Origin of the sequence: Bacillus cereus group sp. MG20, assembly GCF_040459885.1 — a bacterium.
Classification (GTDB): domain Bacteria; phylum Bacillota; class Bacilli; order Bacillales; family Bacillaceae_G; genus Bacillus_A; species Bacillus_A cereus.
In genome coordinates this window covers 5090285-5105141 of record NZ_JARVHF010000001.1, presented here as the reverse complement: position 1 = coordinate 5105141, position 14857 = coordinate 5090285, and the positions used below count along the sequence as shown (strand labels likewise).

Here is a 14857-nt window from a genome sequence, read left to right as displayed (position 1 = left end):
TCGTAAAAAACAAGCAAGGTTTCTAAAAAAGTACTTAGCTGCCCTAGCATCTCTTATTTTATCTCTTGCTAAATGTCAAAAAACTGTTTCTATGTTACTCAACTATCAATATGATTATTAATAAAATTTTCAATCGTTATTATCTCGCAATTTTATCATGTAATTTCGAGATCGTTTCCTCATTTAAATTACTGTGTTTTATCGAATAAAGGAAATATATTACTACCCCAATAGTAATCCAAATACTAAAGTACACCCATGTCCTTAACGGTAAATTTAGCATTAAAAACACACAGCATACAATTGCAACGCATGGTAATACAGGTACAAAAGGTACCATAAATCCACGTTTTAAATTTGGGTGTGATTTACGAAGGATAATAACTGATAGACAAACTAACGCAAATGTCACCAAACTACCGATATTAACTAAATTAACTAATTCTTTCAAATCAATAAACCCAGCTATTATAGAGCTCCCTATTCCTGCTAATCCAGTTATAAAAGTGGGTGCTCCAGTTTTCTTATTAACTTTCGCAAATGATTTCGGTAACAATCCATCACGACTCATTGCAAAGAATACTCGTGTTGCCGCATACATATTGGAAAAAATAACAGCCATAAGGCCAATTACAGCACCTGCAGCAATTGCACCAGCGACTTTTCCTTGTCCTACAACTTCCATTACATAAGCCATCGCCTCAGGAACATTTAATTCTTTATAGGAAACCATTCCTGTCATAACAAGGCATACCATAACATAAATAATTGTACATATGATTAATGATGCAATAATACCGATCGGAAGATTACGTTTCGGATTTTTTACTTCTTCTGCTGAAGTTGCTAATATATCAAAACCCGTAAAAGCGAATAAAATAGCTGCTCCACCCGTAAAAACTCCACTTAAACCGTATGGTGCAATTGGTATCCAGTTCATTGGTTTTACATAGAATATACCAACCGTAATAAACAACAAAATCATTCCAATTTTAATCAATACCATTATATTATTGATTCGTTTGCTTTCCCTCGTACCACGGGATAACATCCATGCTAATATCAATGTAATGATTACTGCTGGTAGATTCACAATACCACCATGCGAAGGAATCGTTACTAGAGCTTTAGGTATCTCTAATCCAAACCCCTTTATTAAATTGTGGAAATAGCCTGTCCATCCAGCAGCGACAGCCGCTGTTGCCACGATATATATTAACAGCAATGACCAACCTACTAGATGAGCAACAAACTCACCAATTGTTGCATATGAGTACGTATATACACTACCAGATGCCGGGAGTGTGGAAGCAATTTCTGCGTAACATAATGCTATAAATCCACATATAATTGCTGCAAGTACAAATGAAAAAATAACTGCTGGACCAGCATCTCTTGCTGCTACTAATCCAGTTAACACAAGTACCCCTGTTCCAACTATCGAGCCTATCCCTAACATAATTAAATCAAATGCTCCTAATGTTTTCGTTAAAGTCTTGCTTTGATTATGCTCTAACAATTGTGTAACGGATTTCTTTTTTAGTAAATTACTCATATTTTCTGTATCCCCTTTAAAATAAGGTTTGTTTTTCTCTTTAGTGTTGTATATAAATTTACTTAGTTATTAACTAGCCTCATAATATTTCTTTTACATTAAATAGATTTGAAATATTATATAAATTCGCTTCTCACTTACTAGTTAAACTAGACATTTCCATAGATTTTTGCGTACAACGTTTCATAGCTGAAATGATAGCTGTTCTTAAACCTTTTTCTTCTAGCGTTACTACAGCTTCTATCGTCGTTCCACCTGAAGAACAAACCATATCCTTCAATTCACCTGGATGTATTCCTGTTTCCAATACCATTTTTGCAGAACCTAATACAGCCTGAGCCGCAAATTTATAAGCTTGTTTTCTCGGCATACCGCCAAGTACAGCAGCATCTGCCATGGCTTCTATAAACATATACACATATGCTGGAGAAGAACCACTAATAGATGTAACAACATCCATTAGTTTTTCATTTACGACCTCCGTCTGGCCGAAAATATTAAATATGTTAAGTACCTCTTTTATATCTTTTTCTGTAACCATTTCATTAAAACATAACGCAGACATTCCTTCTCCAACAAGTGCCGGTGTATTAGGCATTACTCTAACAACCTTTAACTTTCTACCAAATTCATTCTCAGTGCTCTTAATACTTTTTCCTGCAGCAATAGTTACAACGATTACATCATTTTTTATTTGATCTTTTATTTGGTTAATTACCGATGAGTATAAATCTGGTTTGATTGATAAAATTAAAATATCAGCACTTTTAGCGACTTCATTATTGTTAGTAGTTATAGTTATGCCATATTCATTACTAGCATTTTTTAAATTAATGACGTTTAAATCTGAACAAATTATTTGATCTGGAGAAACTATATTTTTTTTTATCATCCCACCTATCATAGCGATACCCATGTTTCCACATCCGATGAATCCTATTTGTTTATTCATAATAATTTGCTCTTGCTCCTTCTACTCTAAATTTTATTGATTTTGAAATTATTATTCTAAATAAGGGCTATTACAATTACTGGGTTTATCAATAGAATTTCAAAATTCTCCTTCCTATATAGAGCTTACATATACCTCTAATAACTTCTTTGCTTTCGCTGAATTTTGAGGTGGGGGTCTTACTGCCCGGCAAATAGCCGGATAAAATCATTTCTTTAATCTATAATAAGAAGGACATAAAAAAACAAAAAGTTACAAAAATTTTCAAATTAAAACTTTTATAACTTTTTGTTTTGATGCAAATATAATATTAATTAAGGTATCTCACCGTTTTAAACTTGACGCTCCATAATCTTGTATAGTTACATTTATATGATATTTAATCGGTACCTTACTAAATGTTTGATCCCAATTTTTTTTGACTTTCTCCCATGTTCTCGGGTGTTTAATTCTTAATTGGTTGCCAAAACCCGCAATATCGACTTGGTATTCTTTTTGTATTTTTTTTGTAACATGATGTACTAAGTGCTTTACTTCTTTTTCAATAGCTTTTTCTTCCCTTTTTAAAAATTCATTTTCAAAATCTTTTCCTGATTGCATCCAATTTTCAGACAAACGCCCTTCTGATTCAATGTTTACATCAAAGGAAATATTATTTCCGTTAACATGTGGTATGATTTTGCTTTTTATTAACTTTATTTCGTATATAATGAGTTTCTTTGATTCTTTATCAAAAGTTTTTACCACACCACCATTCCTTTTTCCGTTTATCCATACTACTCCTTCCAATTCCTGTTCATTTAAAAAGCCCATCAACTTTTTTGTCTTTCCTTTAATTACAGCAGCTCCTGCAAATTTTGTTTCTCCTTTTATCGAGATTACATTTTGCAAAAGAAAACTGGACCCTGACCGCATCTTTCCTTCCAATTTAGCGAGCGATACAGGAGGTAAAATCCTTGTTGTTCTATTTCTATTATCTGCAATTCCAGACAAACGAAATGCTGGGATTTCTCCTTTTTTGTTTGATTCCAGTACCTCCTTCGCTAGACCCTTGCTAATTAAGAGCATACAGCTAAGCCGAACTTCATTGTCACGGAGATACTGTTCAAGTAATTGTTCTAAACTGTATGTACGTACAAGACTATCACTAATAACAATGTTTTTTAAATGTGGGCTGAACATTGTGCTCTCTCTTTTCAAAGAAAACTCACGAACAATTTGATGAATGGAATCACCGGTCTCAGAAACATTTATATAACGTTTTTGTTGTCCATTTCCTTTACTTTGTGCTTGCGAACTAACAATTTGATACGTAGCTGTTATAAGATTTCTTTTAGGATAACCTCCTTCCTCATCCTCTTTCTCAATTGTTGAATCCTTCCCTTTATCTAGTGCTATACCTGCAGTTAAGCTCAACTCTTCTACTTCTTTACTGCTCCAACATCCTGTTAAAAATAGAAGCAAAAGCGTCCATAACAAAGCCAAATAGAACCGCATATAATTAAATTTATGTTTCACACTACTCCTCCTTTTAATCGCGTAATAATAAGAAGAAGCAGTGGCAGTAAACCAAATAAAAATAAAGCAGCATTACCGAGCATATCCCCCAATTTAAGCAAGTCATTTATATTTTTCGAAGTCATAGCAATGATGTAAATGATTGGAATTAAAGCAAAAATAAACGGATGAATACCCTTTTTAAAGAGTTGTGCTAATCCTAATGCAGCTGCATAATAACTAATCGTATAGGTAGCAAATATTTGCATAATCCATATTACAAGCAGTAAAGATTCAAAACGTTCAAATATCAATCCAGAAATTTCAAAACTGCGCATAAGGTCAATTGTCGGCCATGTTCTTGTTACAACTCCATCAATTGATAATGCACCAATGACCATTACAACAGTTATTACATAAAAGATTAACGGAATAGAAATTCCAACTAAAATAGCTTTTACTGCTTTATTTCGTTGTTCCATAAATACCAAAAGAATTAACATAATTTCAGGACCTGTATATGCGAGAGACGTTGTTTTTATCCCATCTAATACTGGTTTAATTCCCAAACCTAATACGGGACGGAGATTATCTATCTCGAATATTCCGATACTCATAAAGGAAATGATTAAAAAAATAAAAACAGTAATAGGAAATATTATTTCAAACATCCGTGCAATTGAATTAATACCACTCATAATCAAATAGAGACCTATCCACATAAAAGGCATAACAATAGCCCATGTGGGGGTTCCTTCTAGCAAAAAAAAGCTTATTACTTCTGCCATTGAACGAATTTGAAATGCTGAAGTTGTAAGAAAATACCCTATAATAAGAAAACTAAGCAACCTGCCTATCCATTTCCCTACAATATCTTGACTGTATTGATAAAATGTTTTATTTGGAAACTGCTGACTTAATTTGACCATAATTACTCCTGAAACCATTGCGAGTATCCCACCTAATATAACACTTAGCCATACATCTGGTGTTTTCACTTTTTCCACAGATGCTCTAGGCAAAGTGAGAATTCCTGTCCCAAGTATGTAATTTACAATAATAACAACTGCTTGCGAAGTTGTTATTCGGTCTTTAGGTTTCGTAATCACTGAAGGCCACTTCCTTTCGTCATCAGCTACCTTTTGCGGATAGTTTTTTTGGTATGCATTATTTTCGGTCGACGTCTCATTATTTTTAATGGCATGCGAACCATAAAATCTTTCCAGTCACTAAATCGATACGGAACAGCAGGGCTAGTATAAGGAACGCCAAAACTTTTCAGTTTCACTAAATGACTGCAAAGTAAAAGAAAGAAGAGAATAACACCATACAAGCCAAATATCGCAGCACAAAACATAGCTACAAAACGAAGAATGCGTAACGTAATTCCCACACTATATTGCGGAATAGTAAAAGAAGAAATTGCTGTTACCGCAACAACGATAACCATTATTGGACTAACAATTCCTGCTTCTACGGCAGCCTGACCAATTATTAAACCGCCCACAATTCCCATTGCAGGTCCAATCGGTTTAGGCAGACGTAAACCTGCTTCTCGCAAAACTTCGATAGCTACTTCCATAATTAACGCTTCTATTAAAGCGGGAAAAGGAACTCCTTCTCGCGATCCGATAATAGAAATAGCGAGCTTAGTGGGAATTAATCCTGGATGAAATGAAATAAAAGAAATATACAGTGCTGGAGCAAATAATGAAACAAAAGCTGTCATGAAGCGTAATAAGCGGAGAAGCGTACCAGGAAGCCACCTTTCATAATAATCTTCTGGTGATTGCAGCAGCATACTAAATGTAACTGGAGCAATTAAAACAAATGGTGTTCCATCTAACAAAATAGCTACTCGACCTTCCATCAAAGCACTAATAACACGATCAGGTCGTTCTGTATTTTGAATCTGCGGAAAGGGACTGAGATAATTATCTTCAATGAGTTGCTCTATATAACCAGATTCGAGTACACTGTCTATGTCAATTTTCTGAATTCTGTTTTTTATTTCATCCACCAATTCTGTACTAGCAAGATCTTTAATAAATGCGACGACTAACTCTTTCTTTGCACGTTCTCCTACTGGTAGCTTTACTAATGATAAGCTCTCATCCGCACAGTGTCGTCGCAAAAGTGAGGTATTATCACTTAATACTTCAGTAAAACCGACCCGTGGCCCTCTGACTAATGCCTCCGATACTGGTTCTTCAATGTTTCGTTTATTTGCTTTTGTTGTACCAAGAATAAACACATCTGCTAAACCATCAATTAAAAGAGCTGTTGAACCTATCAATACTTTGGGTATTAAATCTTTTATGTAATGGACTTCTGCTACTTCACTAATTGTAAGAACTTTATTTTTAATATATTCTTTTGAAACAGTCCCCTCCACATAAGAAGATTCATTTTTATATTCATCAGAAAAATCATCCATTAATAATTTCATAATATGTTTGTCAATTATCTCTTTATCTGATAGACCATCAACAAAAACGATCCCAGCTTGAATATCTGTGCGTCCAATATTAAACTTCCGAAAGCGAACATCAGAATTATGTCCGATTTGTTGCTTTATAAGTTCTAAGTTAGAGGCAAAATCATTTGTGAAATGAACGTTTGCATTTTGAGATGGTTTATGATCTTGTTTCGTTTTACTTTGAATATTATTTTTTTCACTTGTTTGTCTCTTGACTTCGACCAACTCATTCTTCCCACTCTTTCTCTGCCATACGAACCCAATGAAAAAATCTTGAGATAGTATACGGAATTAAAAACAAGATAAAAGCTTGTACAAAGACTTTCCAATCTGGAAGATAAGAAGTAATTACGTTCCACATTTTTATCACCCAATTTATATACTCTGCTAGGATTGAGATTTCTAAAAAACGATATGTACTTAATAAAAAATAACTATAAGATTAAAGAGCAGAAAAGCGAGACATTATGCTTATTTAGTACCAATAACCTAATTAGTATAAAAACATTTCTGACCTAAAATACCATTTCCAATTATAATTTGTTAAATATTATCTCCTTTTCCCTTATTTATATGCCCGCATTTGAATTTCAAATAATATAAGGATCAATGATATTTCCTCTTAAAGAAAAAAAGATGCTAGAAGATAGCATCTTTTTTTAAATTCAACTTACTATGTATTTATATTTTATTGTGAAAATACTCGTTTTTTTTAATGAATATTAATGTTTAAAAAAATAAAAAATACATATTCTTTTGTTCTAAGTTCATACACTTCTACCGAATCGATACGGAATTTTCTGATTTTAAAACTAATATGAAATAAAAGAGAATAAAAAGAAAAATTATTATCAATCTATCAATTGAAAATAATTATTAGCAAGAGTTTATCATCTTAACTCCAGGTGTATTCGTTTTGCTTCAAAATAAAGAACTTGAATAAATTTTTTCGTATCAATACGAGCAGGTAATGTTGGTTCATTATTCAATTCTGTCATCTTTCTCCTTACGGTAGTAAAATCAAAAAATCTAGAAGCATAATTTTCGAACTTCGGGTTTAAAAAATCAGTAAGTCCAAGGGATGCTAAATGGTTTAATGATTGATAAATTGCTCTCCGAATCCGTTGTTTGGAAGCTTCTATGAACCTTTTTAATTCGGCATCTTCAGCTGAATCCCCAAGTTTTTTTTGAGCCAAATTCATAAAAATCTCTTTTAGTGAGGGAAAGCCTTGTTCCAACGTGTTATCTTGTTCATATTTATATAAATAATCTAGCATATCCATTAAATCTTTACTTCCACTTTCACTGGCTATTCCTAATTCAGACAAAAGAAAATGAATGGAATTTTGAAAATGATTGAAAGTATTTAAATGTTTTTCATTACGGTATTTTTCTTGCACACTTGAATTACTATCCAATTTTAGTACCATATTAAGCGATTCTTGAATGTTTTTTATTGATTTTTCCAAACGAATTCGTTCAATGACTTTCCGAACAACTGTTAATACTTCAATCCGGTTAATTGGCTTAATAATATAGTATTCAACACCAAGCGAATAAGCTTCAGCAATTAATTCTTTTGATTCTACTTGAGAGACCATGATGATTTTCCCTTTAAACGAAGGCTTTATTTGACGAATTGTTTTTATTCCATCTTGATTCGGCATTAACAAATCGATAAATAAAATGTCTATATTTTTAAGGATTACCATTTGTTGCTCTAAAGATAAACCATCCTCAGCTTCTCCTATAACCTCCCCAAGATCTTCATCCTCGATAATTTGAGCCAACATTGAGCGAACCGCTTTTTCATCATCTACTATATAAAAATACATAGAATCACCCTTTCGAAATTATATGATCAATCCCTAATTTAATTATAAAAATTGATCCTTTTCCTTCGGTTCTGTCCTCAAGCGTAACATCACCTTCAAGTTGTGCGACCATTTCTTTAACATACGATAATCCGATACCTGTCGATGGATTGCCTAAATCATCATATTTAGAAGTAAACCCAGGCTCAAAAATTGAATCTTTATATTTTGAAGAAATACCAGGACCATTATCGCCTATTTGAAATTCAACAAAATGGTGGTCTTTATTAATGTCAATTGTGATGGTTCCCATACCTTGGATAGCTTCTACAGCGTTTGTAACGATATTATTTATAATAGATAAGATTGTATAAATATGATAATGAGGATGCACACCATCAATTTTATACACAAATTGGATATCTTTCTCTAACAACTGTGCATATTTCGTATTTGCCCGTATAATGATATTTACTAGTTCATGTACAGACATATAATCTGTAAAACTTTCATCTGAAATTAATTTTGAAAGTCCCGCAAAAATACGTTGGTTATCCTTTTTAACGTCATGGACCTCACCAGCAATTTGTAATGCCTGTTGCCTTAAATCCTCAAACTGAAAATCCATCTGTTTATGCTCAAAAGAGTCCAAAGTTTTATATAAATCATAGGATTTTTTTGTTATATTCTCAGCATCTTGTAATGTTTTTTTTAAATGAACAGCATCTTCATATAAATTAGAGATGAGCATGAGCATATGTTCATTTTGTTTCTTTATATGTCGCTCCCTTGATTGTGCTTCATACAATTTCATCATATTGAAAAAGCTTAGAACTATAAAACTATGGGAACATGCGATAACAATGATCTCATTTATTGCCTCGGATGTGATCGATGTTTTTAATACGAAATATTGAATCATTAATTCCACACAGTCTGACAGTATCTCAATCATGCAACCAATAAAACCAATCATTAGTGGTTGATGATAAAAACGTTTGATTTTTGCTAAATGAAAGAGATACGAATAAGTAAAATAAAAGAAAAAACTAGGATAGTGAGTATGAAAAGCGGCTAGCCAATCCATATTTTCCTTTATAATGACATCCATTGAGATACGAAATACTACCACGACTATCGCTGTTAAAAAACCCGGTAAAAATGCTGGAACTCGTCGAAACAATAACAAAAAAAAGAAAAATGTTGGTGCACCAAAGCTCATTCTAAATGTTTCATTTAAGGGAAATGACTTTATTTCACCTACTAAGGGTACTGTAAGTATCATTAAAACGAGAATATAGATGTCTTTTTTTACTAAATTACTAAGATTCAAAATAATCACTTCTCACTTTCGCCTAACAGTCAGTATACAAACCTATTTGCATTAATACAATACTTACTCTATTTTTTTCAAAAACTGATAAATAAGTTATAAACGAAAGCATTATAGATTGTGAGTATTCATTACACTCTTCTACTTTAGAAAGATACTTTATAACTCAAAAATGTTCAGACACAATATAAGGTCTGAACACTTTTGGACTCGCTCTAACACCAAAATATCTGTGCTCCTTGTTAAAATATACTTAAATCCCATTCTTTTGCAATATGTTCTAACAACATAATTCCTGGTAAACTATTCCCATACTCATCAATGGCTGGTCCGTAAATACCAATACCACATCCATCTTGAAACGATAAATCCTTCCTAGATTTTGAGGGAACAAGTGTCATAATTCCGCCGGATACCCCACTCTTAGCTGGTAATCCAATGAAAGCAGCAAATTTTCCGGAAGCATTGTACATTCCACAAGTAAGCATTAAAGCTTTTGTTAACCTAGCTACTTCTTTAGGGAGCACTTGTTCTTTGCGAATAGGATGATATCCATCATGTGCTAGTATAAGCCCTATTAAGGCAATATCTTCTGTATTTATTTCAATCGAACATTGTTTTAGGTAAACCTCTAGTGTCTCCTCCACATCTGATTCTAGAAAACCATTCTCCTTTAAATAGTATGCTAATGCTCTATTACGATGAGCCGTTTCCCATTCTGATTGAAATACTATTTCATTAATAGCAGGACGCTTCTCTATCATTTTTTCAATTAATACGTATAGAGATTCTAATTTTTCTTGCACCGATGTCCCTGGCAAAAGTGAAGCTATCGTAATTGCTCCAGCATTAATCATAGGATTAAAAGGTTTTCCTGGTTTATGTATCTCTAAACGAATAATTGAATTAAAGGCATCTCCAGTTGGCTCTACGTCAACTCGTTCTAATACATAAGAAATACCGCGACTTAAACAAGCGGCTATAAAACCGATTACTTTTGATATACTTTGTAATGTGAAAGGTATCTCCCAATCTCCTGATTTTATCATTGTTCCATCTGGCTTTACTATACAAATACCTAACTGCGATACATTTATTTCCCCCAGAGCAGGAATATAACTGGCGCTTCGTCCCTTAGCTGCATACGTTCGATAATGAGCTACCCATTTATCTAAGCAAACTTTTTCTTGACCCTCAACTTGAACGCTAGAATCCTTTATCATTTAATCATATTCCCCCGTACTATTAACTTTATATAGAATGATTTTTTCTTTACTATAATCAATACTATTTGCACTAGAACCAAGAAAAATATTCAGACATATTGCAGTCTGAATATCCTTCTTATTACACACTTTTCTTTTTTGAAGTTTTCTCATAACTATCCCAACATTCAATATTTTCAAGTCCTTTAATGTTTTCTTTATAAAAAATAGGATCTTTACCAGCTTTTTTCTGGTTTATATAATCTTGTAACGCCGCAAATGCTACTTTTGAAAGTAAGGTAATAGCAATTAAATTAATAATAACCATAAAGCCCATAAATAAGTCCGCTAAATCCCATACAATTTGAATCTTTGCAACAGAACCAAATACAATCATAGCCAACACACTTATTCTGTATATCATTAACCACACTTTACTTGTATGTAAGAAGCGAATATTTGTTTCACCATAATAATAGTTGCCAATTAACGCACCAAATCCAAATAAAAAAACAAAGATAGCAAGACAACCCGATGCCCAAGGACCTATGTGTTCACTTAATGCTGCTTGTGTAAGTGCAATACCATTTAACCCCGGTTGTTTATATGCATCAGACAGCAAAATAATAAAGGCAGTGCTAGTACAAATGATCAGTGTATCCGTTAATACACCAAATGCTTGAATCAGTCCTTGTTTCACCGGATGACTTGTTGTTGCTGTTGCGGCAACGTTTGGTGCACTTCCCATACCAGCTTCATTTGAAAATAAACCACGTTTAACTCCATTCATAAGTGCTGCACCAATTGAACCGCCTGCTATTTGTTTAAAACCAAATGCGTTTTGAACAATAAGAGAAAGAACTTCCGGCATTTTTGATATGTTGGTAACTACAACAAATAATGCAACTCCAATGTATAATACCGCTAAAAATACCACCTTGTATTCAGCCATTTTTGCAATACGTTGTACACCACCAAAAATAATCGCAGCGAAAGCAATGGCCATGATTATCCCAACTGTTAGACGATCTGTACCAAATGAGTTTTGAAAAGCAATTGTAACTGTATTTGATTGTACTGAATTGAATACAAGACCAAAAGTAATTGTGATTAAAATAGAGAATAATACTCCCATCCAACGTTTATTCAACCCTTTTTCCATATAATAGGATGGACCACCGCGGAAACCAGTTTTATCTTTTACTTTATATATCTGTGCTAATGTGCTTTCGACAAAACTGGAGGCCGAGCTAATAATAGAAATAATCCACATCCAAAATACAGCTCCAGGACCACCTAATGCAATTGCAATCGCAATTCCTGTGATATTCCCTGTTCCAACGCGGGCTGCCATACCAATACAAAACGCTTGAAAAGGAGAGATTTGATCTTTAGAACCACTTTTCCCCTCCATTAATACACGGACCATCTCTTTTAACATTCGAAACTGTACAAAATTCAATTTAAATGTAAAATAAATTCCGCAAATAACAAGCATAATAATTAACAATTTAGACCATAAAAAATCATTTGTTGATCCGACTAAGTCTACAAAAAGCCTTTCCATACCATCACTCCATGCAAAAATTTGTATATCATAATCTATATAAAATCACCTATATTTCCTGGTACAAATACCTCTTTCATATTCAAATACAACAAGGATAAAAATTTTCTATATTAATCGGATTGGCCTGTTTAAGCAAACATCACAACATGTAACCGTAAAACTGAAATTTTGAAGTACTTAACGCTTATACAAACGGATGCTCTACCCCTTTCTGCAAACTAATATTTTTATCCACTAACATTGTTGTACTATTATGTTTGTTTCGTTTACCGGTGATTTAAATCATAATAATCAATAGTGATTAAGTGTTTTTTTGTTAATTGTCTCAAGAACATGGAAATATCTCCTTTCTCACTACTAATCTCAAAAATAGGCTAGGTAAAAACTTCGCGAAAAATCTATAAAGCGCTTTCACTATTCAACTAAGAAAACCTTGTCTTTAATTTATAATTAAAAGTACAGAATGTTACGAAAAAGTACAGATTTTTATAAAAACAAAAAATATTTTAAGTCTTTTTTCATCTAAAAAACACTGAGATTTTGTGAATTTTATACAGTATCCAAACGTCGCAGATTCCGTTCTACCTAACCTTTGACAAGCCTCTATTTTCTTCATAAAAACATGCATACTTTTCTCTTTTAGAAGTTCATATAAAGGATTTGAAATCAAGAATCAACGAAATGTTATAAGAATATTCAAAAAATAAAACATTTAATTTATTTATGGTATCATACAAAAAACATTTGTTTTATCAATTAATCCCCCTAGTGGGATTCCTCTATATTGCACATATTTACAACATTACAGACACTTAGCAAAAAAGGATTTTGTTGAAGGGATGAAACATTACAAAACTCTTATTTAGAACCTTATGTCATCCTCTTTTCTAGCAATATCGAGTTATCCAAAAATATGATTTTGACAGCTCCACAAATAAAAAACTACTCATATTATTATTTTTTTGAAAACGTTATTAATATGATTCCATTTAAGTTTCAAATTTTAGAACAACCAATTGATAAGAAAAGCTATTAATTTTATTGCAATATAAGAGGATTTGTTGAATATCTATCATTAAATGTATATTTCCTTTGCTTTTCATTCTACTAACATAGATTACAGGTGGTGTATTGTGAAAGAAATAGTATTCGTTCAAAATAAAAAAAGACTCCTTATGAAATTCAAATTTTTAAAAAAGGATTTAATACTTACCATTTCACTGATACTAGCAATTGTAAGCTGCTTAATACATTCACCAAAGATCGAATATATTAACTTTGAAGTGTTAATTAGCTTATTTAATCTAATGGTGGCCATTAAGGCCTTTGAACAGCTAAAGATATTAGACAAACTTGCCGTTGTAATTTTAAATAAATGCAATAACAGCAGGTCAATATCTATTATTCTAATTTTGTTATGCTTTATTTGCTCCATGGTTGTAACAAATGATGTCGCCCTCCTCACTTTTGTACCAATAACACTTGTCATTAGTAAACAAACAAAAATGAACATGATGGATACAATCATCCTGCAGACAATTGCGGCAAACATCGGCAGTAGCTTGATGCCTATGGGAAACCCACAAAATTTATATCTATATTCTTACTATGGAATTAAGCTCATCCCATTTTTAGGTTCAATCCTGCTTTTAGCTGTACTTGGAATCAGTTTGTTATTTATATTTACTCAAAAACTTCAAAAAACAGATTTGAAAATAGAACTACCTGTAATTACCGTGAAAAATCGAAAAAAAGCTACCGTCTGGATTTTGATACTTATCACTATCATTGCATCTATTTTTGGTGTCATTAATTATTACATTGCGCTAATAGTCACATTGATAGCTGCATTTACGTTAGATAGAAACTTACTTTTTAAGATCGATTACTTTCTTCTAATAACCTTTGTCGGTTTTTTTATTTTTATCGGAAACATTTCCCATTCGGATGCGCTGGAGACATTTGCTCGCGCTAATTTAAGAGGAGATACTTCAGTCTTCTTTAGTTCCATATTTTTGAGTCAATTGATTAGCAATTTTCCTACTTCAATTCTTCTATCAAACTTTACTTCTGATTGGAAAGCTTTATTACTAGGAGTAAATATTGGAGGGCTTGGAACAATTATCGCATCTTTAGCCAGTGTAATCTCCTATAAACTATTCATTCAGGCCAATGTTAAAGAGAGTAAGGCGTATTTAATTAAATTTAGCATTTACAACTTTTCATTTTTAATCATACTTACATGTATACAATACTTTATTTTTAAATTTCTATAACTTTAAAAAGTGATTACTACTAGAATAATAAAAACCAAAACTTTCTCAACATTAAATTGAGAAAGTTTTGGTTTTAAAGTACATAATACTTACAATTAGCATTATAAGCAAGATCCACAAATTGCATCAATTAACTCACCAGTTATCCAACGACTGTCTGATGATGAAAGAAAACC

General features: G+C 32.5%; 11 protein-coding genes and 1 pseudogene. 1 reads left to right on the top strand and 11 read right to left on the bottom strand.

The window, feature by feature from the left end:
- Window positions 1-139 precede the first annotated feature (139 nt).
- From QCI81_RS26125 to QCI81_RS26080, 10 genes are all read right to left on the bottom strand, one after another.
- Entirely contained in the window at window positions 140-1555 is a 1416-nt protein-coding gene (locus QCI81_RS26125; protein WP_071729989.1) for an amino acid permease, read from the bottom strand.
- A 133-nt stretch (window positions 1556-1688) separates the two neighbouring features.
- Window positions 1689-2507, bottom strand: coding sequence for a pyrroline-5-carboxylate reductase (gene proC, locus QCI81_RS26120; RefSeq protein WP_071729987.1), 819 nt, complete (start codon window positions 2505-2507; stop codon window positions 1689-1691).
- Window positions 2508-2831: 324 nt separating this feature from the next.
- Window positions 2832-4025: a Ger(x)C family spore germination protein gene (locus tag QCI81_RS26115; RefSeq protein ID WP_071729984.1), complete on the bottom strand. Its 1194-nt coding sequence runs from the start codon at window positions 4023-4025 to the stop codon at window positions 2832-2834.
- On the bottom strand, window positions 4022-5113 hold the full coding sequence (locus tag QCI81_RS26110; protein WP_071729982.1) for a spore germination protein: 1092 nt from the start codon (window positions 5111-5113) through the stop codon (window positions 4022-4024). The genes QCI81_RS26115 and QCI81_RS26110 overlap by 4 nt, the downstream gene beginning before the upstream one ends.
- Window positions 5114-5139: 26 nt before the next feature.
- Window positions 5140-6708: a spore germination protein gene (locus QCI81_RS26105; protein ID WP_340137271.1), complete on the bottom strand. Its 1569-nt coding sequence runs from the start codon at window positions 6706-6708 to the stop codon at window positions 5140-5142.
- Between the two features lies 1 nt (window position 6709).
- Window positions 6710-6844 (bottom strand): hypothetical protein, encoded by a 135-nt coding sequence (locus QCI81_RS26100; protein WP_000267389.1) that lies wholly within the window; start codon window positions 6842-6844, stop codon window positions 6710-6712.
- A 529-nt stretch (window positions 6845-7373) separates the two neighbouring features.
- On the bottom strand, window positions 7374-8318 hold the full coding sequence (locus QCI81_RS26095) for a response regulator (protein WP_000274088.1): 945 nt from the start codon (window positions 8316-8318) through the stop codon (window positions 7374-7376).
- A gap of 4 nt (window positions 8319-8322) precedes the next feature.
- Window positions 8323-9639: a sensor histidine kinase gene (locus QCI81_RS26090; RefSeq protein WP_000584810.1), complete on the bottom strand. Its 1317-nt coding sequence runs from the start codon at window positions 9637-9639 to the stop codon at window positions 8323-8325.
- Window positions 9640-9872: 233 nt separating this feature from the next.
- Window positions 9873-10853 carry a glutaminase GlsA gene (glsA, locus tag QCI81_RS26085; protein WP_071729980.1) on the bottom strand — a complete coding sequence of 327 codons (981 nt, stop codon included), beginning with the start codon at window positions 10851-10853 and terminating at the stop codon, window positions 9873-9875.
- A gap of 124 nt (window positions 10854-10977) precedes the next feature.
- Complete coding sequence (locus QCI81_RS26080) at window positions 10978-12402, bottom strand: alanine/glycine:cation symporter family protein (protein ID WP_065382360.1); 1425 nt, start codon at window positions 12400-12402, stop codon at window positions 10978-10980.
- Window positions 12403-13538: 1136 nt separating this feature from the next.
- Here QCI81_RS26080 and QCI81_RS26075 point away from each other — a divergent pair.
- Window positions 13539-14681, top strand: a complete 1143-nt coding sequence (locus QCI81_RS26075) for an anion transporter (RefSeq protein ID WP_071729974.1) — start codon at window positions 13539-13541, stop codon at window positions 14679-14681.
- A gap of 101 nt (window positions 14682-14782) precedes the next feature.
- Here QCI81_RS26075 and QCI81_RS26070 read toward each other — a convergent pair.
- A pseudogene (locus tag QCI81_RS26070) lies at window positions 14783-14857 on the bottom strand (short-chain dehydrogenase); the annotation flags it as partial.

Excerpts from the sequence above, each read along its gene's own strand:
- QCI81_RS26125 (WP_071729989.1), bottom strand. The coding sequence starts at position 1,555 with ATGAGTAATTTACTAAAAAAGAAATCCGTTACACAATTGTTAGAGCAT.
- proC (WP_071729987.1), bottom strand. The coding sequence starts at position 2,507 with ATGAATAAACAAATAGGATTCATCGGATGTGGAAACATGGGTATCGCT.
- QCI81_RS26100 (WP_000267389.1), bottom strand. The coding sequence starts at position 6,844 with ATGTGGAACGTAATTACTTCTTATCTTCCAGATTGGAAAGTCTTTGTA.
- QCI81_RS26095 (WP_000274088.1), bottom strand. The coding sequence starts at position 8,318 with ATGTATTTTTATATAGTAGATGATGAAAAAGCGGTTCGCTCAATGTTG.
- glsA (WP_071729980.1), bottom strand. The coding sequence starts at position 10,853 with ATGATAAAGGATTCTAGCGTTCAAGTTGAGGGTCAAGAAAAAGTTTGC.
- QCI81_RS26080 (WP_065382360.1), bottom strand. The coding sequence starts at position 12,402 with ATGGAAAGGCTTTTTGTAGACTTAGTCGGATCAACAAATGATTTTTTA.